At 68.6% G+C, this 618-nt stretch carries 1 protein-coding gene; it reads right to left on the bottom strand.

Annotation, left to right across the window (positions count from 1 at the left end; all coding sequences use genetic code 11):
- Positions 1 to 618: ABC transporter ATP-binding protein (locus ACCC94_RS29985; RefSeq protein ID WP_413353209.1), on the bottom strand; the 618-nt coding region annotated here is incomplete at both ends.

The raw sequence follows: 618 nt of genomic DNA, 5'->3' as shown, positions 1-618 counted from the left end.
GGCTCATCACCAGGATGCGGTCGGCGAGGAACAGTGCCTCGTCGATGTCGTGGGTGATGAACAGCACACTGGTGCGCAGGCGCGTCCAGATATCCAGCAGCAGCTCCTGCATCATCATCCGCGTCTGCGCATCGAGGGCGCCGAAGGGTTCGTCCATCAGCAGCAGGCGCGGTTGGTTGATCAGCACGCGGGCGATTTCCACACGCTGTTGCATGCCGCCGGACAGCTGCGATGGCCAGCGATCGGCGAAGCCGTTCAGGCCCACCAGTTGGAGCATCTCGTCCGCCTGGTGGTGGCGCTCGGCACGGGGCACGCCGCGCATCTTCAGGCCAAAGGCGACGTTGTCGCGCACCCGCCGCCAGGGCAGCAGGGTGTGGTGCTGGAACACCATGCCGCGCTCGGGGGAAGGGCTGGCGACGGTCTGGCCGTCCACTTCCAGCAGGCCGGCGCTGGGCGTCAGGTGCCCGGCCAGGGCGCCGAGGAGGGTGGACTTGCCGCAGCCGGAGGGGCCGAGCACGCAGACGAATTCGCCCGGCTCGATGGAGAAACTCAGGGACTGCACGGCCTCGAAGGCGTCGCGGCCGCTGCCGAGGTGGATCGACAGGCCGTCGACGCGCA

Source organism: Pseudomonas sp. Pseusp97 (genome assembly GCF_047304025.1).
Classification (GTDB): Bacteria; Pseudomonadota; Gammaproteobacteria; order Pseudomonadales; family Pseudomonadaceae; genus Pseudomonas.
The sequence above is the reverse complement of the archived record's forward strand: the minus strand, read 5'-3'. Positions and strand labels throughout refer to the sequence as shown.